Below are 26,150 nucleotides of genomic sequence, written 5' to 3' on the forward strand. Positions count from 1 at the left end.
CTCGTCGCACCGGGATGTGCGAGCTGAAACAGCGCGAGGACCGGCCTTTTTCGACATCATTTTTGCCCCAGCGCCTGCCGCTGATGCGCGAACAGTTCGCGGATGCCCTTCTCCGCGAGCGCGGTCATCGCCTCGAGCTGCGCGCGCGAGAACGTGCCGCGCTCGGCGGTGCCCTGGACCTCGATGAACCCGCCGCCTTCGCTCATCACGTAGTTCGAGTCCGTGTCGGCGCTCGAGTCCTCGATGTAGTCGAGATCGAGGATCGGCGCGCCCTCGCGGATGCCGACGGAGACGGAGGCCACCAGGTGCAGCAGCGGGTTCGCCGCGAGTCCCTTCGCGCCGCGCAGGTGGTCGAGCGCGTCGACGAGCGCGACGCACCCGCCCGTGATCGAGGCGGTGCGCGTGCCGCCGTCGGCCTGGATCACGTCGCAGTCGACCGTGAAGGTGCGCTCGCCGAGCTTCGTGAGATCGACCATGGCGCGCAGGCTCCGGCCGATCAGCCGCTGGATCTCCATGGTGCGCCCGCCCTGCTTGCCCTTCGCGGCCTCGCGCTGGGTGCGCTCCTTGGTGGCGCGCGGGAGCATGCCGTACTCGGCCGTGATCCATCCCTGGCCCTTGCCCTTGAGGAAGGGCGGCACCTTTTCCTCGACGCTCACGTTGCATACGACGCGCGTCTCGCCGAACTCGATCAGCACCGATCCCTCGGCGTGGCGCGTGAATCGGCGGGTAATGCGTATGGGGCGCAGCTCGTCGCTCGCGCGTCCGCTCGGTCGCATGGGGGTTACCTGCTGGGTTGGACGGGGCGGATTCTAGCGCACGGCCGTCGGCCGTGCCCGGTCAGCCCTTGGACTCCAGGCGTCGCAGGTATTCCTCGAGCTCCTGGATCTCGCTTTCGATGCGGTCCTGGCGCTTGGCGCCCGCCGGCGCGGCCGGGCGCGGGGAGCGCTGCGCGGCGACCTTGGCGGCCGCGCCGCGCCAGAGCTGCGCGGCGTCGACCTGCGCGGGCCGCGGCGGCTGGAGCGGCAGGCTTTTCGTGAGGCGGTCCTCCCAGCGCAGGCAGACGGCGCTCACGTTGTCGCACGCGTCCCCCATGCGCTTCTCCGCGGCGAGCACCATCTCCTCGACCGCCTCGTCCACGCGCGGCCGGCGCAGCGCCGCGGCGATCTCCTCGGCGCGCAGCGCCTCCCACAACCCGTCGCTGCACAGGAGCAGCACGTCGCCCGTGTGCAGCGCGACCTCGTCGCCCAGGCTGATGCGCGGCGGCGACGGCCCGCCGACCGAGCGCAGCAGCAGGCTCTTGCGCGGATGGTTGGCCATCTCCTCTTCCGTGATCACGCCGTCGCGCCGCAGCTCCTCGATGGTCGTGTGATCCTCGGTCCGCACGAGCAGCTTGCCGTCCCGGAAGTGATACAGGCGGCTGTCGCCGACGTGCGCCCAGTAGGCGTAGCCGTCCTGCACGAGGCAGACGACGCAGGTGGTGCGCGCCTCGAGCGGCGGGACGTGCATCTTCGCGCGCGCGGCCACCGAGCCGTGCGCCTTGAGAATCGTGAGCGCGAGGAAGGAGAAGGGATCGGACAGTCGCGGCTGCTTCACGCCCTGGAAGACCCGCAGCACCGTCTCGACCAGCGTCTGCGAGGCGAGCTCGCCGCCGCTGTGGCCCCCGAGTCCGTCCGCGACGACGAGGAGCACCGCGTTGTCGCGTTCGGCCGTGCCCACCCGGTCCTCGTTGGCCGCGCGGCCGCCGCCGACGGAGAGCTGCGCGAGCTGGTACTTCATCCCGCCCGCTTCGCGAGCCACGACAGCCCCAGGCGGCCGAGCAGGCCCGCCGGCGGCTCGGTCTCCGGCGCCGGTTCCCGGGCCAGGAAATCGAGGAGCTGCTGCACGTTCTGGGGCCGCTCGAGCTGGTCGACGCGCAGGCACCAGTCCACGGCCTCGAGCAGGGGGCGCGAGTAGTGGCGCGCGAACTTCTTCGCGGCGGGCTTGAGCGCGTCGCGCTCGGCGCGCCTGGTCGCCGGCAGCGGCGCCTTGCCGCTCATGCAGGTCCAGATCGACGCGCCGATGGCGTAGAGGTCGGTCCAGGGTCCCAGGTGCCCGCGCCGATGCTGCTCGATCGGCGCGTAGCCGAGGGTGAGGGTGTGCGGCGCCTGCACGCGGTTCTCGCGGTACGCCGGCTGCGCCGCGCCGAAGTCGAGCAGCAGCGGCTTGCCGCCGGGACGCAGAAAGATGTTCGCCGGTTTAATGTCGAGGTGCAGCAGGTGGTGCGCGTGCAGCTCGCGCAGCCCGAGCAGCACCCCCGTGAACACCGAGCGGATGAATTTTTCGGGCAGCCGGCCGTAGCGCTTGACGTACCAGCGCAGGTCCTTGCCCTCCTCGTGCTGCATCACGATGTAGACCGTGTTGTTGTCGCGGAAGAAATCGATCACCTGCACGATGCTCTCGTGCCGGATCTTGGCGAGCACCGCGGCCTCCTCGAAGAAGCGCTTGATGCCCTGCCTGAACGTCGCGTTGGTCTCCGCCGACAGGCTCTGCACGCTGACGTCCTCCGCGCGCTTGGCCTGGTTGCCGGGCAGGTACTCCTTGATCACGACGGGGCGGTTCTGCGCCGTGTCGTGGGCGAGATAGACGATGCTGAAACCGCCGCCGCCGAGCGGGCGGACGATGCGGTACTGGCGAAGCTCGTGCCCCGCCGGAAGTGCGTTTGTGATGTCGATTTCCATGGGTGATCCGCGCCGGACGTCCGTGGCGCTACCCTAAGTATAGGAAGCCCGCACGGGTGCGCCGGTGGTCGGTTTTGTCGCTCCGGAAATCCGTTTACCATCGCCCCATGACCCGCAGCATGACCGCCTTCGCCCGGCAGGGCGTGGAAACGCCCGCCGGCGCCCTCGTCTGGGAGCTGCGGTCGGTGAACCACCGCTACCTCGACATGAGCCTGCGGCTGCCCGAAGAGCTGCGCGCGATCGAGAACCCCGTCCGGGAGAGAATCGCGAGCCGCCTCGAACGGGGAAAGGTCGAGGCGAACCTCAAGCTGCAGGCCGCCGAGCAGGGCCCGACGCTCCACTTCGACGCCGCCGCCGCCCGCGCCGTGCTCGCCGCGGCCGGCGAGGCGACGGCCCTGGCGAGCGGCCTCGCGCCCCTCTCGGTCGCGGACGTGCTCCGCTGGCCGGGCGTGCTGCGCGCGCCCGCGCCGGATCCGGAGTCGGTGGCCCGGGCGGCGCTCGCCGCCCTGAACGCCGCTCTCGACGAGCTGGTCGCCACCCGCGAGCGCGAGGGCGGGCGCCTCCAGCAGCTGCTCGAAGAGCGGCTCGCGGCCATGCGCGCGATCGTCGCGAACCTCGCCGCCATCCTCCCCGAGGTCATGCGCGACTACCGCGCCCGCGTCGAAGCCCGCCTCGGCGAGGTCCGCGCGCAGCTCGATCCCGCCCGCCTCGAACAGGAGATGGTGCTCTACACGAACCGCGCGGACGTGACCGAGGAGATGGACCGCCTGCAGACGCACATCGGCGAGGTCGAGCGCGTGCTCGCCGGCGGCGGTCAGATCGGCAGGCGCCTCGACTTCCTGATGCAGGAGCTGAACCGCGAGACCAACACGCTCGCGTCGAAATCGGTCGACATCCGCCTGACCAACGCCGCGGTCGAGCTCAAGGTCCTGATCGAGCAGATGCGCGAGCAGGTGCAGAACATAGAATGAAATGTTGAATGCTTAATGTTGAATGTTGAATTAATGAGCGCGCGCAGTGCGCACCTCAATTCAAAATTCAACATCAAACATTCAAAATTGCCGTCCCATGGGTAATCTCCTCATCCTCTCCGCCGCCTCCGGGACCGGCAAGACCAGCCTCGCGCACGCGCTTATCGAGAGCGAGCCCGACGTCGTGTTCTCGGTCTCGCATACGACGCGCGCACCGCGACCCGGCGAGGTGCACGGGCGGCACTACTACTTCGTGAGCCCCGAGGAGTTCGAGGCGATGGTGGCCCGGGGCGACTTCCTCGAGCACGCGCAGGTCTTCGGAAATCGCTACGGGACCTCGCGCCAGGAGATCGAACAGCGGCTGGCGCAGGGGAAGAGCGTGATCCTCGATATCGACTGGCAGGGGGCGCGGGCGGTAAAGCGCCAGCTGCCCGAGGCCGTTTCGGTCTTCATCCTCCCCCCGTCGCGCGAGGCGCTGCTCGAGCGGCTCACCCGGCGGGGCCAGGACGACCCTGAGGTCATCGCCCGGCGCATGAGCGTGGCGGTGGACGAAATGGCCCATTGCCGCGAATTCGATCACCTCGTCGTGAACGACGACTTCCAGGCCGCCCTCGCCGACATCAGGGCCATTCTGCGCGGGAGGCCGGAGGACGCGCGGCCGGTGTGGGTCGACATCGACCGGCTCCTCGCGCCGTAGCTGGCACTAATCCCGTCCGGTCAGTAAGATAACCGCTTCCCGCGCAGCCGGCCGGCGCTTGTCCCGCGCCGGTTTTCGTCGATACTTGAACTAATTACCTGAGGTTATTACGTAATGGCCCGCATCACCGTCGAAGATTGCCTCGAAAACGTGGAGAACCGCTTCCAGCTGGTGCTGGTCGCGGCCAAGCGCGCCCGCCAGCTCTCTTCGGGGGCCGAGGCGTGCGTCGCGCGCGAAAACGACAAGCCGACCGTGCTCGCCCTGCGCGAGATCGCGGACGGTTTCGTGACGAGCGCCATTCTGGACGAGGAGCAGGTGCAAGCCGGACTCGAGGCCGATGACGATACAGCCGAGCAAAACCCCGCCGCCGACGCCGCCGGCGGGACGGGAGAGCTCCCCCAGGCGTGAGTCGGCGGTCCCCGCGGACGCCGCGACGGCCGACACCGGCCGGCGCGAGCGGTCGGGGGGGACCCGTACTCCGCCCGTCCGGTTTCGCATCAGCGACCTCTGTCCGCTGCTCGAGAGCTACCTAGAGCCCAAGGACGTCGCCGAGGTCTACCGCGCCTACCTCTTCAGCGCCGAGGTTCACGACGGCCAGCAGCGGCGCAGCGGCGAGCCGTACATCTCCCACCCCCTCGAAGTCGCGCACATCCTGGCGTCCATGCACATGGACGCCCGCAGCCTCATGGCCGCGATCCTGCACGACGTGATCGAGGACACGCGCACCGCGAAGGACCTGCTCGCCGACGACTTCGGCAAGGACGTCGCGGAGCTCGTGGACGGCGTGTCCAAGATCACCCGGATCGAGTTCCAGTCGCAGGAGGAGGCGCAGGCGGAGAACTTCCGCAAGATGCTGCTCGCGATGGCGAGCGACATCCGCGTCATCCTCATCAAGCTCGCCGACCGGCTGCACAACATGCGCACGATCGGCTACCTCAGCCGCGCGCGCCAGCGCGCGATCGCGCGCGAGACCCTCGACATCTATGCCCCGATCGCGAACCGCCTGGGCGTGCGCCAATGGGCGACCGAGCTCGAAGACCTGTCGATGGCGACACTCTACCCGCTGCGCTATCGCATCCTCTCGGAGGCCATCCGCAAGCGCCGCGCGAACCGCAAGGCCATCGTCGAGAAGGTGCGCACGGCGATCGTGAAGCAGCTCGAGCAGGAGGGCGTGCAGGCGGAGGTCACGGGGCGCGAGAAGAATGTCTACAGCATCTACCGCAAGATGGAGACGAAGAAGCTCTCCTTCGAGCAGGTCTACGACATCTACGGCTTCCGCGTGATCGTCGACAAGGCCGACACCTGCTACCGCGTGCTCGGCATGCTGCACAGCCTCTACAAGCCCATCCCCGGGCGCTTCAAGGACTACATCGCGATCCCCAAGGCGAACGGCTACCAGTCGCTGCACACGGTGGTGTTCGGCCCCTTCGGCGTCTCGATCGAGCTCCAGATCCGCACGCGCGAGATGCACCGGGTCGCCGAGGCCGGCGTCGCGTCGCACTGGCTCTACAAGACGGGCGACGGCGGCGACACCATGCGCGAGCGGGCGCTGCAGTGGCTCAAGGACCTGCTCGAGATCCAGCAGAAGGCCGGCAACCCGCACGAGTTCCTCGAGCACCTCAAGATCGACCTCTTCCCCGACGAGGTCTACGTGTTCACGCCGAACGGCGAGATCAAGAAGCTGCCGCGCGGCGCGACCGTCATCGACTTCGCCTACGACGTGCACACCGACATCGGCAACCGCTGCGTCGGCGCCAAGGTGAACCACGAGCTCGTGCCGCTGCGCACGACGCTCAAGAACGGCGACCACGTCGAGATCATCACCTCCGCGGTCGGCCACCCCAATCCGTCCTGGCTCGACTACGTGGTCACGAGCAAGGCCCGGGCGCACATCCGCAGCTACCTCAAGAACCAGCAGGTCGGCGGCGCGATGAGCCTCGGCAGCCGGTTGCTCGAGAAGGCGCTTTCCGATCTCGGCGGAAGCCTGTCGGCGATCACCGACGCGCAGAAGACGGCGCTGCTGAAGACGCTCAAGCTCAAGACCTGGAACGATCTCCTGGGCGAGATCGGCCTGGGGAACCGGCTTGCGGCCGTGGTCGCGCGCCAGCTCGTCCCGGTGAAGACCGAGGAGGAGGAAGGCGGTTTCCTCAAGCTCTTCCGCCGCAGGCGCAGCGCCGGCGAGAAGCGCCCGACGCTCGCGATCCGCGGCACCGAGGGCGTCGTCGTCACGTACGCGCGCTGCTGCCGCCCCATCCCGGGCGACCCCATCCTCGGTTTTCTTTCGGCGGGACGCGGGATCGTGGTCCACACCACCGACTGCCCGAACGTCGCCAAGTACCGCAAGCACCCCGAGCAGTGGATCGACGTGCGCTGGGAGCAGCAGATCGAGGGCGTGTTCCCGGTCGCCATGCGGGTGGAAGTGCGCAACCAGCGCGGCGTGCTGGCGCAGGTCGCGAGCGCCATCGCCGAGCAGGAGGCGAACATCGACGCCGTCTCGTTCGACGACCGGGACGGCCAGTACACCAGCATGGAGTTCACCGTCGAGGTGAAGGACCGCGCCCACCTCGCCCGCATCATGCGCGGCATCCGCCAGAACGAGGCGGTCGTCCGCATCAATCGCAAGAAGGGCTAGTCGTGAATACCAATCTTGAATGTTGAATGCTTAATGTTGAATTGAGGTGCGCGCTGCGCGCGCTCATCAATCAAACATTCACCATCAAGCATTCAACATTGCCGTATCGACATGAAGCGCCAAACGATAACCACGAACGAAGCGCCCAAAGCCATCGGCACCTACTCTCAGGCCGTCCGGGTCGGGAACACCGTCTACCTCTCCGGTCAGATCCCGCTCGTGCCGGCCACCATGGAGCTCGAATCGGGCGACATGCGCGCGCAGATCACGCGCGTGTTCGAGAACCTCCGCGCCGTCGCGCGCGCCGCGGGCGGCGACCTGAAGGACGTGGTGAAGCTCAACGTCTTCCTGACCGATCTCACTCACTTCCCGCTCGTGAACGAAATCATGGCGCGTTACTTCACCGAACCGTATCCCGCCCGCGCGGCGATCGGCGTCGCCGCCCTGCCCAAGGGCGCCGCCGTCGAGATGGATGCGGTCATGGTGCTCGAATAACGAGAGTGCTGAATGTTGAATTCGAAATGTTGAATTGAGGTGCGCGCTGCGCGCGCGTCATCAATTAATTCAGCATTCAACATCAAGCCTTCAAAATCGAGTTGAATGGATCCCGCCTCGCTGCCCGTCACGCGCCTGAAGGGCGTCGGCCCGCGGCTCGCGGAGAAGCTCGCGCGGCTCGGGCTCGCGACCGTACAGGACGTCCTGTTCCACCTGCCGCTGCGCTATCAGGACCGCACCCGCCTCACGCCGCTCGGCGCGCTGCGTCCCGGCATGGAGACGCTGGTCGCCGGGACGATCGAGCTCGCCGACGTCGCCTACCGCGGCCGCCGCTCGCTCGTCGTGCGCATCGCCGACGGCACCGGCCACCTGCACCTGCGCTTCTTTCATTTCACTGCCGCGCAGCGCGACGGCCTCGTGCGCGGGCGCAGGCTGCGCTGCTACGGCGAGGTCCGCTTCGGCCCGGCCGGTCTCGAGATGGCACACCCGGAATACAGCCTGCTGCGCGAGGACGAAGCGCCGCTGCCGGAGCAGCACCTGACGCCGGTGTACCCGGCGACGGCGGGCGTCGGACAGACCTTGCTGCGGCGCATGGTGAACGACGCGCTCGAACATTATCTGCGGCGCGTCGAGGAGTGGCTGCCCGAGAGCCTGCTCGCGGAGCTCGCGCTCCCGGCGCTTCAGGACGCGCTCGCGCTCGTGCACCGGCCGCCGCCCGGCGAGGACACCGACGCGCTCCTCACGGGCCGGCACCCGGCGCAGCAACGCCTCGCGTTCGAAGAGCTGCTCGCCTACTACCTGAGCCTCAAGCGCGTGCGCGAACGGGTGCGCGCCGAGCGCGCGCCGCGCATTCCGGCCTCGACCCGCCTGGTGACGAAGCTGCTCGCGGGGTTGTCGTTTCAGCTGACCAAGGCGCAGCAGCGCGTGCTCGGCGAGATCGTGCACGACCTCCATGAACCGCATCCGATGCAGCGGCTGGTCCAGGGCGACGTGGGTTCCGGCAAGACCGTGGTCGCGGCGTGCGCGGCCGCCGCCGCCGTGGAGGCCGGTTTCCAGGTCGCGGTGATGGCGCCGACCGAGCTGCTCGCGGAGCAGCACGGCCGCAACTTCGCCGGCTGGCTCGCGCCCCTCGGCATCGACGTCGCGGCGCTCTCCGGCCGTATCGCGAACAGCGCGCGGGCCGCCGCGCTCGACGCCATCGCGAGCGGGCGCGCCGCGGTCGTCATCGGCACCCACGCCCTCTTCCAGGAGGAAGTGCGCTTCGGGCATCTCGGCCTCGTCGTCGTGGACGAGCAGCATCGTTTCGGCGTCGGCCAGCGCCTCGCGCTGCGGGCCAAGGGCGAGCGCGACGGCGAGCGCCCGCACCAGCTCATCATGAGCGCCACGCCCATCCCGCGCACGCTCGCGCAGAGCCTCTACGCCGACCTCGACGTGTCCGTGATCGACGAGCTGCCCCCCGGGCGCCAGCCGGTCGACACGGTCGCGGTTCCGGCGACGCGGCGCGCGGAGGTCGTGGCGCGCGTGCGCGCCGCCTGCGCCGCCGGGAGGCAGGCGTACTGGGTGTGCCCGCTGATCGAGGAGAGCGAGGCGCTCGACCTCGAGACGGCGGTGCGCACCGCCGAGACGCTGAAGGAAGCGCTGTCCGAGATTACGATCGCGCTCGTGCACGGGCGCGTGAAGCCGCGTGAGAAGGAGCGCGTCATGACGGCGTTCGCGCGCGGCGAGATCCAGCTTCTCGTCGCCACCACCGTGATCGAGGTCGGCGTCGACGTGCCGAACGCATCGCTCATGATCATCGAGAACGCGGAGCGTCTCGGCCTCTCGCAGCTCCATCAGCTGCGCGGACGCGTCGGCCGCGGGAGCGCGCAGAGCGCGTGCGTGCTGCTCTACCAGCCGCCGCTCTCCGAGCTCGCCCGCGCCCGGCTCGCGGCGTTGCGCGAGACCAGCGACGGCTTCGAGATCGCGCGCCGCGACCTCGAGATGCGTGGCCCGGGCGAGCTCCTCGGGACGCGCCAGACCGGCGAGGCGGCGTTCCACATCGCCGACATCGTGCGCGACCGCGCGCTCCTTCCGCGCGTGCAGCGGGCGGCGGAGCGGCTGCTCGCCGATCATCCCGACGCCGTTGCCGCCGTCATCCGCCGCTGGATGGGCGGCCGCGAGGAGTACGGCGCGGTGTGAGGAAAACAGTGATAAGTGCAAAGTGACAAGTGACAAGTGAATGAGCGCGCGAAGCGCGCAACCCACTGAATGGCACCGGCTGCGGGTAGGCGCTGTACCACCCGTTAGATCGAAGGCCGGCTACCGGGCCCCCCTCTCCCCTCGCGGGGCGATCCGGAGAAGTGCAAACGGTCCGGTGGACCGTTTGCCCGGCGAGCGGGCAACCAGGGAAGGTTGCCCTGGGCTTTTCCGCGGAGCAGGAGGCGTAGCGAAAAAGGGGACAGGGAGAGGGAGAATCAAGGAAGTCCTAGCTCGTGCCCCGGCGGCGCTCTTCGTGCTTCACCGGGGTTTCAGAACCTCCGGGCGAGCTCGATGCCGAGGAAATTCTCGCCCCGGTTCGGCCCGGACCAGCCGAACAGGAGTTGGCCATTCGAGTAGTGCCGCTGCGCCAACGCAAGCTCGTAATCGCCGTACGCGCGGCCGAGCGCCAGGCGCACGACGAACTGGAGATGCGTGCTCGTGCGTTCCGCCACGTATCCGATCCCGGCGCTCGCCGCGAGCGCGTAGCCTCCGGGGCAAAAGCGCATGCCGCGCGAAAGGGTGAACGCCTCGTTCGCGTCGGGGCCCGACCACGCGGCGAGCGCGAGCTCGTAGTGGCTCGCTCGCCCGAAGAGCACGGGCGCCGGCCGGCGCCACGAGAGAAAGAGCGCGTCGCCGTGGGATCGGAGATTGCCCCCGCCGAGCTCCAGCGAAAGCGCGTCGGCGTCCGCCGGCGGGATCGCCAGAACGTTCGCGCACAGTCCGGCAGCGGCGGCGGCAGCGCGCGGGGCGCGCCGGCGCGCGCTGACCCTTCGCGGTGATTCTGCTACGATCCACCCCCTTCCTGAGGCTGCGCGAGTGCGCTCGCTCCGATTGGATTCGAGCTGGTTGGGCATGGTTCCGCATGGTGAGAACGCCGCCCCGGGGCGCGAGCCGCTCTGGCAACCCCGGCGCCGCGTCCCGCTCGCCCGTATTCCCGCGTCGTTGCTCCCCTGGTTGCTCGACGAAGGCTCGCTCACCCGGCGGGTCGTCGACGCCTGCCCCGGACCGTTTCGCGTGCGCGTCGTGAGCCAGCGCTGGCGCCGGCCGATGCGCAACGAGGCCCTGGCGCTCGGATTGCGGCCGCAAGGGCGCGCGCTCGTGCGCGAGGTCCAGCTGCTCTGCCAGGAGGTTGCCTGGGTCCACGCGCGCACGGTGATCCCGCGCGCGACGCTGAGCGGGCGCGAGCGCCGGCTCGCGCACCTGGGCAGCCGGTCGCTCGGCGCGGTCCTTTTCGCCGATCCGACCCTGGAACGCGCCGAGACCGAGCTCGCGCGGCTTGTCCCGGGCGACATCCTTTACGCCGATATCGCCGCGGCGCTCGATCGGCCGCCGGCGGAGCTCTGGGGCCGGCGCACGCGCTTTGCGCTGAGCGGGAAGCCGCTGCTCGTGAGCGAGGTCTTCCTGCCGCCGATCGGGGAGTACCGCGCGTGAGCCTCGTGCACCGCCTGCGCGAGTACGCGCTCCTCATGCGGCTGCACCGCCCCATCGGGATACTGCTGCTCGCGTGGCCGACGCTGTGGGCGCTGTGGATAGCCGGCGAAGGCCGTCCCGACGCGAAGGTGCTCGCGGTGTTTCTCGCCGGCATCGCGCTCATGCGCTCGGCCGGCTGCGTGATCAACGACTACGCGGACCGCGACTTCGATCCCCACGTCGAGCGCACGCGCGACCGGCCGATCGCCGCCGGGCGCGTCAGCCCCAACGAGGCGCTCGCGCTCTTCGCGGTGCTCGCGCTCGTCGCCTTCGGCCTGGTGCTGCTGCTCAACGCGCTCACGATCGCGCTCGCCTTCGTCGGCGCGTTTCTCGCGATCACGTATCCGTTTCTCAAGCGCTATACCCATCTGCCGCAGTTCTACCTCGGGGCGGCGTTCGGCTGGGGCGTCCCGATGGCCTTCGCCGCGCAGACCGGCACCGTGCCGCCGCTCGGCTGGCTCCTGTTCGCCGCCAACATCTTCTGGTCCGTCGCCTACGACACCGAGTACGCCATGGTCGACCGCGACGACGACCTGCGGATCGGCGTGAAGTCGACCGCGATCCTGTTCGGGAGCCTCGACCGCCTGATGGTCGGCGTTGCCCATGCCGGGACCCTCGGCCTGCTCGCCCTCGTCGGCGTCCTCGGGGACCTGGGCATACCTTATTATGTCGGCCTCGCGGGTGCGGCCGGGACGGCGCTCTACCAGCAGCGGCTGATCGCGGGGCGCGAGCGGGCCGGTTGCTTTCGCGCCTTCCTCAACAACAACTGGCTCGGCGCCGCGGTGTTCGCCGGGCTGTTCGTGGACTACCTGTGAAAGAAATGTCGAATGCTGAATTTTGAATTGCCATGCGCGCTGCGCGCGCTTCATCAATTCAACATCAACCATTCCACATTCCAAATTGAGTTTGAAGTGAGGTCATCATGAAACTCTACGGTTCACTCACGTCGCCCTACGTGCGCAAGGTGCGCGTCCTGCTCAAGGAAAAGGACATCGCGTGCGAGTTCGTCATTGTGGACGCCTGGGCCGCGGACAGCCCCGTCCCCGGGATGAACCCGCTCGGCACCGTGCCCGTGTTCGAGCGCGACGACGGGACGTTCCTCTTCGACTCGCCGCTCATCTGCGAGTACCTCGATGTCCGGAAGGGCCCGGCGCTGATCCCCGAGAAGGGCGACGCGCGCTGGCAGACCCTGCAGTGGCACTCGCTCGCGCAGGGGATGCTGGATGCGACTGTCACGCGCCTGCTCGAGTCCCGCCGGCCGCCCGAGCGCCAGTCGGCCGACCAGATCGCGCGCCAGGAGGCGAAGATCGCCCGGGCGCTCGCGTACGCGGATCGCGCCGTCGCGCGCGAGTTCCTGGTCGGCGACCGCTTCGGCTACGCCGACCTCGCGCTCGGCGTCGCGCTCGATTACGTCGATTTTCGCTACGCGCATCCCTGGCGCGAGCGGCACGCCCGCCTCGCCGAGTGGCACGCCCGGATCGGCGCGCGCCCGTCCTTCATGGAAACGCTGCCGCCGGGCCTGGAGCGCCCGGCCGGCGCCAAGCGCTGATTCCCGTCCCATGAGCGTACTGCTTCTGCTCGGCGCCCTCGTCATCATCCTGATCGGCGCCGAGGGCTTCACCAACGCGCTCGAGCACCTCGGCGAGCGGCTCAAGATATCCGAGGGCGTGACCGGCTCGATCTTCGCGGCCGTCGGCACGGCGCTGCCCGAGACCATGATCCCGGTGATCGCGATCCTCTCCACCGCGAGCACGCAGGAGGTGCGCGAGGAGGTGGGCGTGGGCGCGATCCTCGGCGCGCCGCTCATGCTCTCGACGGTGGCGATGCTGCTGATGGCGATCTTCGCCGCCCACAAGCGCGGATGGCCGGGCGAGCTGCACCCGGAGCGCAGTGGGCTCGCGCGCGATCTCAGCTGGTTCCTGTTCGCGTTCGGCCTGTCGACGGTCGCGATCTTCGTGCCCCACACCTGGTCGCCGGTGCGCGGCATCATCGCGATCGTGCTCGTGCTGACCTACTTCGTGTACCTGATGCTCACGATCCGCGCGTCCGCGAAGCTCGTGCAGGACGGGCACGGGACCGAGGCCGAGGCGCCGCTCTACGTCGTGCGCGCGTTCGGGCGTTTCGGGCTGGGCGAGCACATGGCGGTGATCCTGTTCCAGCTGGCGCTCGCCTTCGGCTGCATCTTCCTCGGCGCCCACGGCTTCGTGCACGGCGTGGAGGCGCTGTCGGAGCTGCTCGGGGTCTCGGCCCTGGTGCTCTCGCTCCTTATTATTCCCATCGCGACCGAGCTGCCGGAGAAGATCAACAGCGTCCTGTGGATCCGCCGGCGCCGGGACACGCTCGCCTTCGGCAACGTCACCGGCGCCATGGTGTTCCAGGGGAGCCTGCTGCCGGCGCTCGGCATCATGCTGACGCCCTGGGAACCGCGCCCGGAGGTCGTGACCGGGGTGATCCTCACGCTGGTCGCCAGCGCCTACCTGTTCTTCATGATGCGCCGCGGGACGCTGCGGCCCTACCATCTCCTGTTCAACGGCGCCTGCTATATCGCTTATATCGCCAGCGTGACGATTTAGACTCGATCGAGCCGCCTTATCAGCCCATCGGGCGATTGTATTTCCGCCCGCCCCCGCGTTTGGTCATAGTGCCGCGGCCTCCGTTCCCGGAGGCCACGTCCTAATAACACCGACACACCGACCACGCAGGAGGAGATGCCTTGAGTAACGATTCCGCTACCCCGACCGCCGCCCACAACGGCTCGCCGACCGACGGCCGGCTGATGGGGATTCTCGCCATCGCGATGAGCCCCGGCGCGCTGCTCGTCAGCCCGACGTACTTCAGCCTCGGGGGATTCTTTCTGGGCCTCCTCGGCCTCACCATCGCCGCCCCGCAGCAGCGCTTCCTGAGCATCATCGGGATCGTGCTCGCCGGCGCGGCCGGCGCGCTCGGGTACTTCTACAACACCCCGATCGTCTGACCGTCCCGCCCGCGAAAGGCCCGCCGCCCGGCGGGCCTTTTTTTTTGCCTTCCCGCCTTCGCCTAGAATCACGCCATGTCCGACGTCTACCCCTGCGGCCCCGAGCGCTTCTTCATCGATGGGCCCGCCGGCCGGCTCGAGGCGCTCGGCGGGTGCCCGGAACCCGAACGGGCGGCGGCCGCCTCCGCGGTCGTGTGCCACCCGCACCCGCTGCACGGCGGCACGATGCAGAACAAGGTGGTGCACATCCTCGCGCGCACGCTGAACGAGCTCGGCCTGCACACGCTGCGCTTCAACTTCCGGGGAGTCGGCCAGAGCGAAGGCGAGTTCGCCGACGCCGTCGGCGAGACCGACGACGTCCTCGCGGCCCTCGAGTGGCTTCGGTCGCGGCGGCCGGACGACGCCCTGTGGCTCGCCGGCTTCTCGTTCGGGGCCTTCGTCGCCATCCGCGCAGCGCTGCGCTTCCCCGTCGCGCGGCTCGTCACCGTCGCCCCGGCGATCACCCTCTATCCCGAGCTCGCGACGCTCGACGCCCCCGCCGCGCCGTGGCTCATCGTCCAGGGCGACCGGGACGAGATCGTGCCCGTCTCGGCGGTCGAGGCCTGGATCGAGCGGCTCGCGCCGCGCCCCGACTATCTCAAGCTCCCCGACACCGGCCACTTCTTCCACCAGCGCCTGACCGACCTGCACGATCGTCTGGCGGATCGGCTCGCGCCCCACGTCCCCCGGCGCTGAAACGCCCGCCCGCTGCTAGAATCCGCCGCGGCTCGGCCCGAGCTGCCCGTGCGACACCGCGTCGCGAGTTTCGATGAAGACCATCGTCCTGCTCTCCCTCTCGAACATCTTCATGACGTTCGCGTGGTACGCCCATCTCAAGGATCTGCGAGACAAGCCCTGGATCATCGCCGCGCTCGTGAGCTGGGGCGTCGCGTTCTTCGAGTACCTGCTCCAGGTCCCCGCGAACCGCGCCGGCTACGGGCAGTTCGATCTGGGGCAGCTCAAGGTGATCCAGGAGATCATCGCGCTCACGGTATTCGTCCCGTTCGCGATCCTCTACATGCGCGAGCCGCTCAAGCTCGATTTTCTTTGGGCGGGACTGTGTCTCGTCGGCGCGGCGTACTTCATGTTCCGGGCGCCAACAGGCGCATGACGGCTCATAGAAGGGGCTGGTGCCAACGGTGGAGAGTAATTTTGATGGTACTGAACTAGTTTTTGCGCCCGCCTCGTGTCTACACTTCCGCGTGTTGACTTAGCGGAAGGTGGCCACGCATGAACAACAAGACTCAGTTCGTTAATGATGTAGTGACAGTGGCACGCAGACTGGGATGGCGTATTGAAACGAACCGAGAAAGTCTGACACAGATCGATTTCGGCAATAAGAAGCTTCACGCTCGGCATCTCGAAGCTGTTTCCGGAGATACTCGAGAATGGCGCTTCCATTCAAGCAATCATCGACAGGGTGGCGCCTGGTAGGCCGTGTACGCATAAACCCATGCGGGAAATTATTGCGGAAATACGGAAATCAGAGTCAGAGGGGGTTGATCACTAATCGCGAGAACATCATGAAAATGCCCAAAATGTGGCGGGACTGTTCCGTTGCTCAGGGGCGCGACCTATCGAAAGGGTGTGTCTTATTACCAGTGTGCCGGCTGTGGCGCCAGCTTGGTGTGGCGAGGTGAAAGTAAGACATTCACTTTCGTCCTGCCCGTTCTCTTCGTGATCTCCCTCGTCCTCGGATTTTTTTTCCGGCGTGGTTTGCTGCTCCGATAGCTCTTGTTGCATTGGTGTTGGTTCTTAAGAAGACGTTCATTCTTGAGCTGGATGAGAACGTGTAGTCATCTAACTTTTTGCTCGTGTCGACGCCCGGGACAGCGGGTCATGGTTCTCATGCCTCCATGGCGGGCACGGCACAACAAAGCGTTATGAGCACTACACAGATTCCCTTTAGACAACGCGCATCTCTAATCCTGATCGGCACCGGTACCGTTCTGTTCGTGGCAGGATTTTGGGCCTTTAAGGGATTCGCTGGTACCCATTGGACCGAAACATGGTTCAGTCTCTTGGCTCTAGCCGCAGGGCTAGGCTTTCACGAGGGTCGTGGTGCGAACACGCACAAGAGATCATGACACGTCGCTCCCGCCGACGAGCAACGTTTCGTATCCGGTTGTCGCTGTGGCGGCGTAGCGCGGTTCAACGGTGAGGGCATACCGTGAAGTACATCGCGAAAGTGAGACAGGTTCTTCGCAAGGACATTCACAAGCTGGCGACAATAGAGGACGGCGAAGTGAAAGTCATCGGGCCTCTTCCTCTTCCTGATCGAGTAGAAATCGAATTGGATGGTTCCGAAACCGAACCGTGCAAGATGTATCGCTACACGGAGGATGACGAATTCTGCGGCGATACCTGGCACGAAACGTTCGAGTACGCGCTGGACCAGGCGGCGTTTGAGTACGGCCTCAAACGCGAAGACTTCGAGCCAGTCAACGACGCGTGAACAGCCGAGGCGGGCGCGGACGGGACCGTGCCAGTCAGGCCGTCGTGGGCGACTCGACTACAGCCCCGGCGCCTTCTGAGATCAGCTTCTCGATCGCGAGTTTCCCCACCAGCCTGCCCCGATGGACTCCCTGATCGCCGCCGCCGCGCGGGCCCTTGCCGTCGGGGACGCGCTCGGCGCCTTGAAGCGCGTCGCGCTGCGCGAGGATCCGCCGGCGCTTGCGCTTCGCGGCATCGCCATGGCGCAGCTCGGGGAGCACCCGCGCGCCCGGGAACTCTTGCGGCGCGCTGCTCGCGGCTTCGGGTCCCACGAAGCGCTGGCGCGCGCCCGGTGTGTCGTGGCGGAGGCCGAGGTGGCGCTCGCCATGCGCGATCTCCGCGGCTCGCCGCGCCTGCTTTCGGCGGCAGCGGACGCGCTCGAGGCGCGCGCCGATCGTGCCAACGCGCTGCACGCGCGTCTGATCGCGGTGCGCCGGCTACTCCTGCTCGGCCGTCTCGACGAGGCGGCAGCCGCCCTGGACCGCCTCGACGCGCGCGGGATGCCGCCGCCGCTCGCGGCGGTGGCCGAGATGGCCGCGGCCGAGGTGGCGCTGCGTTCGCTGCGCACGGCGCAGGCGCAGGCGGCGCTCGCGCGTGCCTTCGATGCGGCCGAACGCGCCGCCGTGCCCGCGCTTCTTGCCGAGGTGACCGAGGCGCGCGCCGCGGTCGATCGTCCCGCCGCGCGGCGCATCGACGCCGGCCACGAGCAGGTGCTCCGCCTCGACGAGGTCGAGGCGCTCCTCGCCTCGGGCGCGCTGGTGGTCGACGCCTGCCGTCGCGGTCTGCGCGCGGGCCGCGAGTGGCGGTCGCTGGCGCGCCGGCCGGTGCTGTTCGCGCTGGCGCGCGCGCTCGCCGAGGCCTGGCCCGGCGACGTCGATCGGAACGCGCTCATCGCGCGCGCGTTTCGCGCCCGCCGCCCGGACGAGTCGCACCGGGCGCGCCTGCGCGTCGAGATCGGCCGTCTGCGCGCGCTCGTAACCAAGCTGGCGCGCATCGAGGCCAGCGCGCGCGGCTTCGCGCTCGCGCCGCGGGGCAAGCGCGACGTCGTCGTCCTCGTGCCGCCCATCGACGGCGATCAGGCATCGCTGCTGGCGCTCCTCGCCGACGGCGCGCCCTGGTCCACCTCCGCCCTCGCGCTCGCTCTCGGGGCCAGCCAGCGCACGGTCCAGCGCGCGCTCGTCCAGTTGGAGACCGAAGGGCGGGTGCGCTCGATCGGGCGCGCTCGCGCGCGGCGCTGGCTGTCGCCGCCGCTCGCCGGATTCACGACGATCTTGTTACTCCCCGCCGCGCTGCCGCCCGGGTAGATTGCTCCTGCGGCGCCATTCCGAACGCCGCGAGGAGACAATCGATGACCCGTACCCGAACCAAGACGGACGAGACGAAATCGCAGCCACCCGCGCGCGCGGCCGCGATAGTGCGCGAGTACGGCCCGTTTGCCGGCGCCGACGTCATCCACGGCGTCTCCCACGACGGCCGCCGTGTCTGGGCCGCCACCGGCCCGAAGCTGGTCGCATTCGACCCCGAGAGCGGCCAGATCGCGCGCACGCTCGAGTGCGCGGGCGACGCCGGCACCGCCTTCGACGGCACGCACCTCTATCAGATCGTCGAGGGGCGGATCGACAAGATCGATCCCGCCACCGGCGACGTCGTCGCGTCGATCCCGGCGCCCGGCAAGGGCGGCGACTCGGGCCTCACGTGGGCCGAGGGCAGCCTGTGGGTGGGCCAGTACCGCGATCGCAAGATCCACCGGATCGATCCCGAGACCGGCGCCATCCTGCGCACCATCGAGTCCAACCGCTTCGTCACCGGCGTGACCTGGGTCGACGGCGAGATGTGGCACGGCACGTGGGAAGGCGACGAGAGCGAAATCCGCCGGATCGATCCGGAGACGGGCACCGTGCTCGAGCGGCTCGAGATGCCGCGCGGCACCGGCGTCAGCGGGCTCGAGTCCGACGGAGAAAACCTTTTCTATTGCGGCGGCGGACCGAGCGGGAAGGTCCGCGCCGTGCGACGTCCGAAAGGAGACAAGCGATGACCGACCACAAGACCGGAACACGCGAGGAGTGGCTGGCCGCCCGGCTCGAGCTACTCGAGGCCGAGAAGGAGCTGACGCGGCGCAGCGACGAGCTGGCGCGGCGGCGGCAGGAGCTGCCGTGGGTTCGAATCGACAAGCCGTACCGCTTCGAAACCGACGAGGGCGCGGCCTCCCTCGCCGATCTCTTCCGGGGACGCTCGCAGCTCCTCGTCTACCACTTCATGTTCGGGCCCGACTACAAGGCGGGGTGTCCGTCCTGCTCGGCGATCGCGGACGGCTTCAACGGCTTCATCGTCCACCTCGCGAACCACGACGTCACGCTGTGCGCGGTGTCGCGGGCGCCGCTCGCGAAGCTTAAGGCGTACAAGCGGCGGATGGGGTGGACCTTCCCCTGGGCGTCCTCGTTCGGCGGCGACTTCAACTTCGACTTCAGCGTCGGGTTCACCGAGGCGCAGCAACGTGAGGGCGGTATCGAATACAACTACCGGCGCGAGGCGCCCACCGCCGACATCCCTTCGCGCTCGACACCCGACGGGCCCGCGACGTTCGCGGCCATGAGCGGAACCGACGTGGCCACGTACGTGCGCGAGCGGCCGGGCATGAGCGCGTTCGTCCTCGAGGACGGCGTCGTCTACCACGCCTATTCCACCTACGCGCGCGGACTGGACGGGCTCTGGGGCATGTACCAGTGGCTCGACCGCGCCCCCCGGGGGCGCAACGAGACCGGCGTCTGGTGGCGCCGCCACGACGAGTACGCCGACGACGGCGCGGGCACACGCTGAGGCGGGCAGGGTTTCGCGATGGACATCGAGGCGGTACGCAGCACGCTCGAGCAGGCGAGCCTCGCGTCGCTCGCCGTCGGCGTCGCGATCGGTTTCCTCTTCAGCTTCAACCCGATCGCGCTCGCCGCCATCCCCGTTTCGCTCGCCTGCGTGACCAAGGCCGCGTCACCGCGACGGGCGGTGCTGCTGGGGTCGATGTTCGTGCTGGGCATGATCGCGACGCACGCGCTGCTCGGGCTCGTCGTCGGCCTGGGAGGCGGCTGGATCCAGCGCGTCATCGGTCGCGAGTGGGGGTTGGTGCTCGGGCCGGCGGCCATCGCGATGGGGCTGGCGTGGCCGGGGTGGATCCGGCTGCCCGTTCCGCGCATACCGTTTCGCGCGCGATGGACCGCCGGCCTGTGGGGCGCGGCGGCGCTTGGGGCCTCGTTTTCGGTGGCGGTGTGTCCGGTCTGCACCCCCGCGCTCGTCGTGCTGCTGGGCATTGCGGCCGGCGTCGGCTCGCCGCTCTTCGGCGTGCTGCTGATGCTCGCGTTCGGGGTGGGCCGCGCCATCCCGGTCGTCCTCGGTGCGTCGGCGATGGGCTGGCTCGAAGGCCGCGCGGGCTGGACGCGTTGCGAGCGCGGGTTGCAGATCGCCGGCGGCCTGGTGCTGATCCTCTCCGGGCTCTACCTGCTCAACGCCTACTTATTCTTTGTTCCCGAGCTGGCGGCCTAAGCGATGCGGCGCGCGACAGGCATTAACCAACGCAGCGCTGACACATCAACCGATTGAAGCGCGTACGTCGCAGCCGGCCATGGTCCGCGCGTCCGTCATCAGGCGACCTTGTTCTTCAGCTTGTGCGGATTGCGGTTGGGGCACGATTTGTCGCTGCACCGGTCGGGGATGGTCTTGGTGCCCCGAACCATGAGCGCGCCGCACTTCGTTCTGCCTCGCAGGTAGGTGCACTTGGCGCCGGTGGGCCGCGATTCCAGCCAATAGCCGCAGCCGTCCGTGCACTTGTAGATCGGGCCGAATCGGCCGCGCGCCACTTCGAGTGTGCCCTTTCGGCACTGCGGACACTTCACGTTGGTCGGCGGCAGACCCGCGTCCGGGCATCCTTTTTTCATTTTCGCCTCTCCCGATTCAGTCACACACGAGTTACTTCACGAAGGCCTTCGACACTCCCAATCCAAGCAGGAACTGTCGGCAGGACGCCCACAGCTGCTTCTCGCTGCGAACCACCTTCGACAGGATATTGAGACCGATCAGGAACGCGACGAATGACTTCGCCGTGCCCGCGATGTCGTCCACCGCCGGGAGTTCCCTCTGCCGGACGGCCTGCGAGAACAACCGCTCCATCAGCGCTACTTGCTGTTTGACGGCTTTTTCGAGGAGCGCGCCAATCCTGTCATCGATCCCGGCCAGCTCCGCGACCCCGTTGCACACGAGACAGCCGCGCGCCTCGGCATCCGTGGCGCGGATGTGGCAAACGTTGCGCAGCACCGAGACCACGGCCGGAATGACGGAATCGCCCGGTTGGATCTGGCGCAGCGGCGCATCCGGCGCCTGGGCACCGTACAGGGCCAGAACCTCCCGGAACAACGCCTCGCGATCGCCGAAGCTGTTGTAAAAACTCGACCGCTGAATCTCCATCGCCTCGGCCAGTTCCGTCGCGGAGGCGGCGAGGAATCCTTTCTTCCAGACGTAGTTCATTGCCGCCTTCACGGCATCCGCGCGCGCAAAGCCCGCTGGCCGGCCCATTCTCGCGGTCTGCGGATCGTCGTCCTTTTTGCCCATGACGGCCCCCGGTCGGTACTACTGGACAGTAGTGTACAAAACTACTATGCTCCGGTCCACTTTTGGACACATATGTCCATTTGTTGCCGGCCTCGGGCCGGACCCATCCACGCGGTGAGCGTCCCTCGCCGCCCAACCGAGGAAACAATCATGAACCGATCAGCATTGACAGCCCACCGGTGGCTTCGCCGGCCGGGCATGGTGCTCGTGCTTGGCGTTGCCGCCGGTCTACTGGCGGCGTGTGCACATGGTCCATCGGAAAACCACAAGCTGCCACGCGCGGAGGTACCGGAAGCACCGGCGCCGGAAGGACGGTACGTACAGGTCAACGGCACCCGCATTCACTACGTCGAGCAGGGAAAGGGTGACCCCATCCTGTTTGTCCACGGCAACCCCACGTCCTCATATCTATGGCGCAACGTCATGCCGGCGGTGTCGGGACAGGGTAGAGCCATCGCCATCGATCTCGCCGGCATGGGTCGATCCGGGAAGTCGACGACCGGCTACCGGTACAAGGATCACTACGGCTATCTGGAAGGCTTCATCGATGAGCTCAAGCTGAAGAACATCACGTTCGTGGTGCACGACTGGGGAGCGGCGCTTGGCTTCGATTACGCCAGCCGTCATCCTGACCGGGTGAAGCGGATCGCTTTCATGGAGGGTGTGCTGCCGCCGATCTTTCCGCAGCCGAGCTTCGAGGCCATGGGCCCGGAGATGGGCGGCATGTTCAGGGCGTTCAAGGACCCCGTTCAGGGAAGACAGATGGTTATCGCGAACCACATGTTTGTCGAACAGATACTGCCGAACTTCGTGAACCGCTCCCTCGGTCCGGTCGCGATGGCGGAATACCGCCGGCCCTACGTCCGCAGCACGGACCGCGAACCGTTGCTGGCCTGGCCGCGGGAAGTGCCGATTGCGGGCGAGCCGCGCTATGTCGTGGAGCGCATGGATGCCATCCGGCAGTTCATGGTGGGCACGAACAAACCGATACTCCTTCTCTACGCAGAACCGGGCGTTCTCGTCCCGTCCTCTGTCGTCTCCTGGTACAGGCAGAACATCCCGCAGCTGGAGACGGCGTTTGTGGGACAAGGCTTGCACTTCATTCAGGAGGACAATCCGCACGCCATTGGTCTTGCGATCTCGGAATGGATGCGGAGGAACTAGGCGGTCGTCCGATTTCAATCTATGACTACGGAGCCGCCTGAAGAGAAGTGTCCAAAATGGGCGCGCCAACGCGTCATGACGGATAGTTGATTCAGTCGACCGCGGGGAGCCAAGAAAAGGAGACACCATGCCCAAATATCTGTGCATCCGAAGAAGCCAGCCACGCCAGACCGGGACAGGCGGGAAACCGTCTCCGGCCCAAATGGAAGAGATGTACGCCAAATTCAATGCCTGGAAAGCGAAGTTCCAGCAGAACATCGTCGATTTGGGCGGAAAACTGGGCAGCGGCGGAAAAGTGCTTACCTCGGATGGCGCAACGGACGGGCCGTTCGTGGAAGCCAAGGAGGTGGTCGGCGGTTTCATGATTCTCTCGGCGAAGGACGTGGAAGAGGCAATGGAGATCGCCCGTCAGTGCCCCGGCGTCGTGACTCCCGGATCGAGCCTCGAGATCAGGGAGATCAGCACTCCTTGACCGCACCCAGGCTCGTTGAGCACTTCTTCCGGCACGAGTACGGCAGGCTTGTTGCCATGCTGTCGTGCCGTGTGGGAGTGAAGCACATCGAGGTCGTGGAGGACGCCGTTCAGTCCGCCTTGATGGCTGCTCTTGAGAAATGGACGCTTGCTGGCCTGCCGGACAATCCGTCGGCTTGGCTATTTCGTGTAGCGCACAACAACCTCATCGGGGAGTTGCGCCAACGAACGCGGCGCCGTCGCATCCTGGAGCAAAACGCAATAGAAGATATCGGTACTCCGGAGAACGGTTCGGAGATCTTCCTGGCGGGAGAGGTGCGCGACGACCTGCTGGGGATGCTGTTCCACTGCTGCGACGAAAAAATCCCCGTCGAGTCACAGCTGGTGCTGGCGCTGAAGACTCTCTGCGGTTTCGATATTCGTGAAATTGCGCTTCGGTTATTTTTGAGCGAGGCCAACGTATACAAACGCCTGAGTCGAGCTCGCCGCCGCTTGCAGGAGATCCGGCCTCGACTGGACGGGCTTACGGCCGATCAACATTCGTCGCGCCTGCCGGCCGTGCACCAAGTCCTCTACCTCCTATTCACGGAAGGCTACCTTTCTTCCCACGCCGAAATGGCGATTCGCGCGGAGCTTTGTAACGAAGCGATCCGATTGGCTGCCATCCTCGCGGAACATCCGGCAGGCCAGACTCCGGAAACGTTTGCCCTGTTGGCTCTGATGCATCTGCACGCGGCGCGGATGACCGCTCGCCAGGACCCATCGGGCGGCCTGCTCCTGCTGAAGGAGCAGGACCGGGCGCTTTGGGATTGGCACCGAATTCAGATCGGGTTGGAGTGGCTGGCCAGATCCGCACAGGGAAATCGCTTCTCCAGGTATCACGCGGAGGCCGGGATCGCGGCGGAACACTGCCTCGCCCCCTCGTTTCAGGAGACCCGTTGGGAAAAAGTCGTGGAGTGCTACTCGCTCCTGGAGCGGATCGCCCCGTCTCCGCTACACAAGCTGAACCGTGCCGTAGCGGTTGCAGAGTGGCAAGGACCGGACGCAGGGCTCGCCGTGCTCCGGGGCTTTGAGCCACCGGCCTGGTTGGTCGGCTCGTACCTGTGGGCTGCGGTTTTGGCCGACTTGCATCGCCGTTGCGGACACGCCGATACGGCGGACCGCTACCGCGAGGCAGCGTTGAGATCAGCTCCGACCCCGGCAGTGAAAGAGCTTTTGCGGCGACGGCTCCGGATCGGGAGCTTCGGTTGAGCACGTTCGAATGGCCGCTTGTTTGAACCGCATCAAGGGCCCGCTTCTGGCCGAATTCGGGCAGCGGACCAGTGAAACAGAATTGACGTCCAACAACGGCCTGCAGGGACGCCGCAATAGCGGCGCTGCGCTTGCCGTTACGCGGCCCTAATGCCGAGCGTTAGCTTTTTCATCAAAAGAGAAATCACCGATATGAAGAAAAGAATCTTGGCCTTACTGGCCTACGTGCTCCCCACGTTTCCGCTTGGCTTCTTCTGGCATTTGACGATCTTTGCCGATTACTACAAGTCACTTAACGTGTATCGGGAGGACGTCATCATTCCTTTTGGGATCGCTTCAATGCTTATCCAGGGTGTCATCTGGTCCGTGGTTTACGAGCGCATGTTTTCGGGTGAACCGATCCTGAAAGGGGCATTCAAGTTCGCATTGCTGGCGTGCCCCCTTGCTTGGAGCTTCATGGTTCTTGCCGTCAGCGCAAAGCATCAAATGTCCTCCGTGCCGGGCTTCTTGACGATCGAAACCGCGTTTATTCTGGTTCAGTACGCAATCATCAGTCCGTTAATTGCGGCTGTGTATCGGTCCAAGAGCGAACAATTCGTTCCAACGGGCTCCACAAGAACTGCGCTTTAGGCCCGTCGCTGAGTTCGAGTGTTGAATCCGCTTCTGGCCGAAAGCGGGCGCTCGCGACGCGAAACACCGCCGCGGGTGCGATGCGGCTCGGGGATAACGGCTGCGGACTACTTGGCGACCACGACCGCGCCTTCCGCGGCAAAACGTTCGATCGCCGCGTCGTCGTACCCGTACTCCTTCAGGATCTCGCGCGTATGCTGGCCGAGCACCGGGGCAGCGCGCGCGACGCGGGCCGGCGTGGCCGAGAGCTTCACGGGCGCGCCCAGCGTCTTCACGGAGCCCAGGCGCGCGTGCTCGACCTCGACCACCATCTCGCGGGCGTTCACCTGCGGGTCTTGCAGCATCTCGTTGATCGAAAGCACCGGGCCGGCGGGGACGCCGGCGCGCTCGAGGCGCTCGAGCCACTCGGCGGTGGTCGCGGCGCGAAAGCGCGCGGTCAGCCGCTCGACCAGCGGCGGGAGGTTCTGCATGCGCGCGGCGTTGTCCTTGAAGCGGGGATCCTGCGCGAGCTCGGGCTCGCCGATCACCTCGACGAGGCGCAGCCAGTTGGCCTGGTTCGCCGCGCCGACGTTGATCCAGCCGTCGGCGGTCTGGATCGCCTGGTAGGGGGCGCTCAGGGGATGCGCGCTTCCGAGCGGGCCGGGCGAGGCGCCGGTCGCGAGGGCGATGGCGGTCTGCCAGCCGGTGTGCACGATGCCGGCTTCCAGCAACGACGTGTCGACGCGCTGACCCTCTCCGGTCTTCAGGCGGTGGGTGTACGCCGCGAGGATGCCCACCGCGCCGAGGATGCCGGCGGTGATGTCGGTGATCGGCACGCCCACCTTCACCGGCGGTCGGCCCGGGCCTTCGCCGGTGATGCTCATGAGGCCGCTCATGCCCTGTGCGATCAGGTCGAAACCGGCGCGGTCGGCGTAGGGGCCGGTCGTGCCGAAGCCGGTGAGCTGGCAGTAGATGAGGCCGGGGTTCTCCTTCTTAAGGCTTTCGTACCCGAAACCGAAGCGCTCCATCGTGCCCGGGCGGTAGTTCTCGACGACGACGTCGGCGGTGCGCAGCATCCGGGCGAGTATTTCCTTCCCCGCGGGATGCTTGAGGTTGATGGAGGTCCCGCGCTTGTTGCGGTTCAGCATCATGAACGCGGCCGACTCGCCGTCGATCGTGGGCGGGATCATGCGGCGCGAGTCGTCGCCGTCCGGGTACTTCTCCACCTTGATCACGTCGGCGCCGAGGTCGGCGAGCAGCACCCCGCACATCGGCCCTGCCATGATGTGCGAGAGCTCGATGACCTTCACGCCCGCGAGCGCTCCGTGTGCCATGG

The 26,150-nt window shown here is 67.3% G+C and carries 29 protein-coding genes; 22 read left to right on the plus strand and 7 right to left on the minus strand.

Annotation, left to right across the window (positions count from 1 at the left end; genetic code table 11):
* Positions 1–56: 56 nt before the first annotated feature.
* The 3 genes from rph to SVA_RS00455 all read right to left on the minus strand — a co-directional run bounded on the left by rph (position 57) and on the right by SVA_RS00455 (position 2,717).
* Positions 57–776, minus strand: coding sequence for a ribonuclease PH (gene rph, locus SVA_RS00445; protein ID WP_096457215.1), 720 nt, complete (start codon positions 774–776; stop codon positions 57–59).
* A gap of 61 nt (positions 777–837) precedes the next feature.
* On the minus strand, positions 838–1,776 hold the full coding sequence (locus SVA_RS00450; protein ID WP_096457218.1) for a PP2C family protein-serine/threonine phosphatase: 939 nt from the start codon (positions 1,774–1,776) through the stop codon (positions 838–840).
* The gene (locus SVA_RS00455; protein ID WP_096457221.1) at positions 1,773–2,717 is read right to left on the minus strand and encodes a serine/threonine-protein kinase; all 945 of its coding nucleotides are present in this window, start codon (positions 2,715–2,717) and stop codon (positions 1,773–1,775) included. The genes SVA_RS00450 and SVA_RS00455 overlap by 4 nt, the downstream gene beginning before the upstream one ends.
* 107 nt (positions 2,718–2,824) lie before the next feature.
* Between SVA_RS00455 and SVA_RS00460 the strand changes: the two genes are divergently transcribed.
* The 6 genes from SVA_RS00460 to recG all read left to right on the plus strand — a co-directional run bounded on the left by SVA_RS00460 (position 2,825) and on the right by recG (position 9,690).
* Positions 2,825–3,688, plus strand: coding sequence for a YicC/YloC family endoribonuclease (locus tag SVA_RS00460; protein ID WP_096457224.1), 864 nt, complete (start codon positions 2,825–2,827; stop codon positions 3,686–3,688).
* A gap of 97 nt (positions 3,689–3,785) precedes the next feature.
* Positions 3,786–4,385, plus strand: a complete 600-nt coding sequence (gene gmk / locus SVA_RS00465; RefSeq protein WP_096457227.1) for a guanylate kinase — start codon at positions 3,786–3,788, stop codon at positions 4,383–4,385.
* 114 nt (positions 4,386–4,499) lie between these two features.
* Positions 4,500–4,793 (plus strand): DNA-directed RNA polymerase subunit omega, encoded by a 294-nt coding sequence (gene rpoZ, locus SVA_RS00470; RefSeq protein WP_096457230.1) that lies wholly within the window; start codon positions 4,500–4,502, stop codon positions 4,791–4,793.
* The gene (locus SVA_RS00475; protein ID WP_096457232.1) at positions 4,723–7,017 is read left to right on the plus strand and encodes a RelA/SpoT family protein; all 2,295 of its coding nucleotides are present in this window, start codon (positions 4,723–4,725) and stop codon (positions 7,015–7,017) included. Before rpoZ ends, SVA_RS00475 begins: the two co-directional genes overlap by 71 nt.
* Before the next feature lie 111 nt (positions 7,018–7,128).
* Positions 7,129–7,512: a RidA family protein gene (locus tag SVA_RS00480; RefSeq protein ID WP_096457235.1), complete on the plus strand. Its 384-nt coding sequence runs from the start codon at positions 7,129–7,131 to the stop codon at positions 7,510–7,512.
* A gap of 105 nt (positions 7,513–7,617) precedes the next feature.
* The gene (recG, locus tag SVA_RS00485) at positions 7,618–9,690 is read left to right on the plus strand and encodes an ATP-dependent DNA helicase RecG (protein ID WP_096457238.1); all 2,073 of its coding nucleotides are present in this window, start codon (positions 7,618–7,620) and stop codon (positions 9,688–9,690) included.
* 329 nt (positions 9,691–10,019) lie between these two features.
* On the opposite strand, the gene SVA_RS00490 is transcribed toward recG, so the two are convergent.
* Positions 10,020–10,604 (minus strand): acyloxyacyl hydrolase, encoded by a 585-nt coding sequence (locus tag SVA_RS00490; RefSeq protein WP_096457241.1) that lies wholly within the window; start codon positions 10,602–10,604, stop codon positions 10,020–10,022.
* Here SVA_RS00490 and SVA_RS00495 point away from each other — a divergent pair.
* The 12 genes from SVA_RS00495 to SVA_RS00545 all read left to right on the plus strand — a co-directional run bounded on the left by SVA_RS00495 (position 10,603) and on the right by SVA_RS00545 (position 20,257).
* Complete coding sequence (locus SVA_RS00495) at positions 10,603–11,181, plus strand: chorismate--pyruvate lyase family protein (RefSeq protein ID WP_096457243.1); 579 nt, start codon at positions 10,603–10,605, stop codon at positions 11,179–11,181. The genes SVA_RS00490 and SVA_RS00495 overlap by 2 nt on opposite strands.
* Positions 11,178–12,035 carry a 4-hydroxybenzoate octaprenyltransferase gene (gene ubiA, locus SVA_RS00500; protein WP_096457245.1) on the plus strand — a complete coding sequence of 286 codons (858 nt, stop codon included), beginning with the start codon at positions 11,178–11,180 and terminating at the stop codon, positions 12,033–12,035. The genes SVA_RS00495 and ubiA overlap by 4 nt, the downstream gene beginning before the upstream one ends.
* A gap of 107 nt (positions 12,036–12,142) precedes the next feature.
* Positions 12,143–12,769, plus strand: coding sequence for a glutathione S-transferase family protein (locus SVA_RS00505; RefSeq protein WP_096457248.1), 627 nt, complete (start codon positions 12,143–12,145; stop codon positions 12,767–12,769).
* 10 nt (positions 12,770–12,779) lie between these two features.
* Positions 12,780–13,793, plus strand: a complete 1,014-nt coding sequence (locus SVA_RS00510) for a sodium:calcium antiporter (protein WP_096457251.1) — start codon at positions 12,780–12,782, stop codon at positions 13,791–13,793.
* A gap of 140 nt (positions 13,794–13,933) precedes the next feature.
* Entirely contained in the window at positions 13,934–14,194 is a 261-nt protein-coding gene (locus SVA_RS00515) for a hypothetical protein (RefSeq protein ID WP_096457254.1), read from the plus strand.
* A 75-nt stretch (positions 14,195–14,269) separates the two neighbouring features.
* Positions 14,270–14,929 (plus strand): alpha/beta hydrolase, encoded by a 660-nt coding sequence (locus tag SVA_RS00520; protein ID WP_096457257.1) that lies wholly within the window; start codon positions 14,270–14,272, stop codon positions 14,927–14,929.
* 73 nt (positions 14,930–15,002) lie between these two features.
* Positions 15,003–15,344 carry a DMT family protein gene (locus SVA_RS00525; protein WP_096457260.1) on the plus strand — a complete coding sequence of 114 codons (342 nt, stop codon included), beginning with the start codon at positions 15,003–15,005 and terminating at the stop codon, positions 15,342–15,344.
* A gap of 1,059 nt (positions 15,345–16,403) precedes the next feature.
* Positions 16,404–16,688: a hypothetical protein gene (locus SVA_RS19250; RefSeq protein WP_148665337.1), complete on the plus strand. Its 285-nt coding sequence runs from the start codon at positions 16,404–16,406 to the stop codon at positions 16,686–16,688.
* Between the two features lie 121 nt (positions 16,689–16,809).
* Positions 16,810–18,030: a helix-turn-helix domain-containing protein gene (locus SVA_RS00530; protein ID WP_096457263.1), complete on the plus strand. Its 1,221-nt coding sequence runs from the start codon at positions 16,810–16,812 to the stop codon at positions 18,028–18,030.
* 44 nt (positions 18,031–18,074) lie between these two features.
* Positions 18,075–18,761, plus strand: a complete 687-nt coding sequence (locus SVA_RS00535; protein ID WP_096457266.1) for a Vgb family protein — start codon at positions 18,075–18,077, stop codon at positions 18,759–18,761.
* Positions 18,758–19,543: a DUF899 domain-containing protein gene (locus SVA_RS00540; RefSeq protein ID WP_096457269.1), complete on the plus strand. Its 786-nt coding sequence runs from the start codon at positions 18,758–18,760 to the stop codon at positions 19,541–19,543. Before SVA_RS00535 ends, SVA_RS00540 begins: the two co-directional genes overlap by 4 nt.
* Before the next feature lie 18 nt (positions 19,544–19,561).
* Positions 19,562–20,257 carry a cytochrome c biogenesis CcdA family protein gene (locus SVA_RS00545; RefSeq protein WP_096457272.1) on the plus strand — a complete coding sequence of 232 codons (696 nt, stop codon included), beginning with the start codon at positions 19,562–19,564 and terminating at the stop codon, positions 20,255–20,257.
* A 98-nt stretch (positions 20,258–20,355) separates the two neighbouring features.
* Here SVA_RS00545 and SVA_RS00550 read toward each other — a convergent pair whose 3' ends face one another.
* Positions 20,356–20,649 (minus strand): hypothetical protein, encoded by a 294-nt coding sequence (locus tag SVA_RS00550; protein ID WP_096457275.1) that lies wholly within the window; start codon positions 20,647–20,649, stop codon positions 20,356–20,358.
* Between the two features lie 31 nt (positions 20,650–20,680).
* Positions 20,681–21,319, minus strand: coding sequence for a TetR/AcrR family transcriptional regulator (locus SVA_RS00555; protein ID WP_096457278.1), 639 nt, complete (start codon positions 21,317–21,319; stop codon positions 20,681–20,683).
* A 150-nt stretch (positions 21,320–21,469) separates the two neighbouring features.
* Here SVA_RS00555 and SVA_RS00560 point away from each other — a divergent pair, with 150 nt between their 5' ends.
* The 4 genes from SVA_RS00560 (at position 21,470) to SVA_RS00575 (ending at position 24,835) form a co-directional block, all read left to right on the plus strand.
* Positions 21,470–22,483 (plus strand): haloalkane dehalogenase, encoded by a 1,014-nt coding sequence (locus SVA_RS00560; protein WP_197703303.1) that lies wholly within the window; start codon positions 21,470–21,472, stop codon positions 22,481–22,483.
* 127 nt (positions 22,484–22,610) lie between these two features.
* The gene (locus SVA_RS00565; RefSeq protein ID WP_096457284.1) at positions 22,611–22,955 is read left to right on the plus strand and encodes a YciI family protein; all 345 of its coding nucleotides are present in this window, start codon (positions 22,611–22,613) and stop codon (positions 22,953–22,955) included.
* Entirely contained in the window at positions 22,952–24,205 is a 1,254-nt protein-coding gene (locus tag SVA_RS00570; RefSeq protein WP_096457287.1) for an RNA polymerase sigma factor, read from the plus strand. Before SVA_RS00565 ends, SVA_RS00570 begins: the two co-directional genes overlap by 4 nt.
* Positions 24,206–24,397: 192 nt before the next feature.
* Entirely contained in the window at positions 24,398–24,835 is a 438-nt protein-coding gene (locus SVA_RS00575) for a hypothetical protein (RefSeq protein WP_096462760.1), read from the plus strand.
* A 107-nt stretch (positions 24,836–24,942) separates the two neighbouring features.
* Here SVA_RS00575 and SVA_RS00580 read toward each other — a convergent pair whose 3' ends face one another.
* Entirely contained in the window at positions 24,943–26,148 is a 1,206-nt protein-coding gene (locus SVA_RS00580) for a CaiB/BaiF CoA transferase family protein (protein WP_096457290.1), read from the minus strand.
* Positions 26,149–26,150 lie beyond the last annotated feature (2 nt).

Origin of the sequence: Sulfurifustis variabilis (assembly GCF_002355415.1) — a bacterium.
In the GTDB taxonomy this organism is placed as follows: domain Bacteria; phylum Pseudomonadota; class Gammaproteobacteria; order Acidiferrobacterales; family Sulfurifustaceae; genus Sulfurifustis; species Sulfurifustis variabilis.

What these genes read in the sequence shown, in the direction of transcription:
- rph (WP_096457215.1), bottom strand. Translation starts at nt 776, where the DNA reads ATGCGACCGAGCGGACGCGCGAGCGACGAGCTGCGCCCCATACGCATT.
- SVA_RS00450 (WP_096457218.1), bottom strand. Translation starts at nt 1,776, where the DNA reads ATGAAGTACCAGCTCGCGCAGCTCTCCGTCGGCGGCGGCCGCGCGGCC.
- SVA_RS00455 (WP_096457221.1), bottom strand. Translation starts at nt 2,717, where the DNA reads ATGGAAATCGACATCACAAACGCACTTCCGGCGGGGCACGAGCTTCGC.
- SVA_RS00460 (WP_096457224.1), top strand. Translation starts at nt 2,825, where the DNA reads ATGACCCGCAGCATGACCGCCTTCGCCCGGCAGGGCGTGGAAACGCCC.
- gmk (WP_096457227.1), top strand. Translation starts at nt 3,786, where the DNA reads ATGGGTAATCTCCTCATCCTCTCCGCCGCCTCCGGGACCGGCAAGACC.
- rpoZ (WP_096457230.1), top strand. Translation starts at nt 4,500, where the DNA reads ATGGCCCGCATCACCGTCGAAGATTGCCTCGAAAACGTGGAGAACCGC.
- SVA_RS00475 (WP_096457232.1), top strand. Translation starts at nt 4,723, where the DNA reads ATGACGATACAGCCGAGCAAAACCCCGCCGCCGACGCCGCCGGCGGGA.
- SVA_RS00480 (WP_096457235.1), top strand. Translation starts at nt 7,129, where the DNA reads ATGAAGCGCCAAACGATAACCACGAACGAAGCGCCCAAAGCCATCGGC.
- recG (WP_096457238.1), top strand. Translation starts at nt 7,618, where the DNA reads ATGGATCCCGCCTCGCTGCCCGTCACGCGCCTGAAGGGCGTCGGCCCG.
- SVA_RS00495 (WP_096457243.1), top strand. Translation starts at nt 10,603, where the DNA reads ATGGTTCCGCATGGTGAGAACGCCGCCCCGGGGCGCGAGCCGCTCTGG.
- SVA_RS00490 (WP_096457241.1), bottom strand. Translation starts at nt 10,604, where the DNA reads ATGCCCAACCAGCTCGAATCCAATCGGAGCGAGCGCACTCGCGCAGCC.
- SVA_RS00505 (WP_096457248.1), top strand. Translation starts at nt 12,143, where the DNA reads ATGAAACTCTACGGTTCACTCACGTCGCCCTACGTGCGCAAGGTGCGC.
- SVA_RS00510 (WP_096457251.1), top strand. Translation starts at nt 12,780, where the DNA reads ATGAGCGTACTGCTTCTGCTCGGCGCCCTCGTCATCATCCTGATCGGC.
- SVA_RS00520 (WP_096457257.1), top strand. Translation starts at nt 14,270, where the DNA reads ATGTCCGACGTCTACCCCTGCGGCCCCGAGCGCTTCTTCATCGATGGG.
- SVA_RS00525 (WP_096457260.1), top strand. Translation starts at nt 15,003, where the DNA reads ATGAAGACCATCGTCCTGCTCTCCCTCTCGAACATCTTCATGACGTTC.
- SVA_RS00530 (WP_096457263.1), top strand. Translation starts at nt 16,810, where the DNA reads ATGGACTCCCTGATCGCCGCCGCCGCGCGGGCCCTTGCCGTCGGGGAC.
- SVA_RS00535 (WP_096457266.1), top strand. Translation starts at nt 18,075, where the DNA reads ATGACCCGTACCCGAACCAAGACGGACGAGACGAAATCGCAGCCACCC.
- SVA_RS00540 (WP_096457269.1), top strand. Translation starts at nt 18,758, where the DNA reads ATGACCGACCACAAGACCGGAACACGCGAGGAGTGGCTGGCCGCCCGG.
- SVA_RS00545 (WP_096457272.1), top strand. Translation starts at nt 19,562, where the DNA reads ATGGACATCGAGGCGGTACGCAGCACGCTCGAGCAGGCGAGCCTCGCG.
- SVA_RS00550 (WP_096457275.1), bottom strand. Translation starts at nt 20,649, where the DNA reads ATGAAAAAAGGATGCCCGGACGCGGGTCTGCCGCCGACCAACGTGAAG.
- SVA_RS00555 (WP_096457278.1), bottom strand. Translation starts at nt 21,319, where the DNA reads ATGGGCAAAAAGGACGACGATCCGCAGACCGCGAGAATGGGCCGGCCA.
- SVA_RS00560 (WP_197703303.1), top strand. Translation starts at nt 21,470, where the DNA reads ATGAACCGATCAGCATTGACAGCCCACCGGTGGCTTCGCCGGCCGGGC.
- SVA_RS00565 (WP_096457284.1), top strand. Translation starts at nt 22,611, where the DNA reads ATGCCCAAATATCTGTGCATCCGAAGAAGCCAGCCACGCCAGACCGGG.
- SVA_RS00575 (WP_096462760.1), top strand. Translation starts at nt 24,398, where the DNA reads ATGAAGAAAAGAATCTTGGCCTTACTGGCCTACGTGCTCCCCACGTTT.
- SVA_RS00580 (WP_096457290.1), bottom strand. Translation starts at nt 26,148, where the DNA reads ATGGCACACGGAGCGCTCGCGGGCGTGAAGGTCATCGAGCTCTCGCAC.